This is a genomic window from Ochrobactrum sp. SFR4, from assembly GCF_019730395.1.
Taxonomy (GTDB): domain Bacteria; phylum Pseudomonadota; class Alphaproteobacteria; order Rhizobiales; family Rhizobiaceae; genus Pseudochrobactrum.
The window spans coordinates 1-311 of record NZ_JAAPBB010000543.1; the positions used below are offsets into that span (position 1 = coordinate 1).

1 protein-coding gene is annotated in these 311 nt (G+C 62.1%); it reads right to left on the bottom strand.

Annotated features, from left to right (window positions below; all coding sequences use genetic code 11):
* Positions 1 to 311: L,D-transpeptidase (locus HBA93_RS20170; protein ID WP_221724462.1), on the bottom strand; the 311-nt coding region annotated here is incomplete at both ends.

Sequence of the window (311 nt, forward strand, 5' to 3'; positions counted from 1 at the left end):
GGACTTTCCAATCGAAGCCGGATCATTCGTGCCATGAATCCGGTAAAGCGTGTCGCGCCCGCCCTGATAAAGATACAGGGCGCGCGCTCCCAGCGGATTAGCAGCACCACCCTGAACGCCGCCAGCAAGGCTACCACGGCCGACAGGATCGGCCGCGATCATGTTCGCAGTCGGCGTCCATGTCGGCCATTCAGCCTTGCGCGCGATCGTCGCGCGCCCGCTGAAGCTATGGCCGGCTTTGCCTACCCCTACCGGATAGGCAATGGCCTTGCCTTCCGGCTGCACCAGATAAAGCGTGTAATTCGACGGCT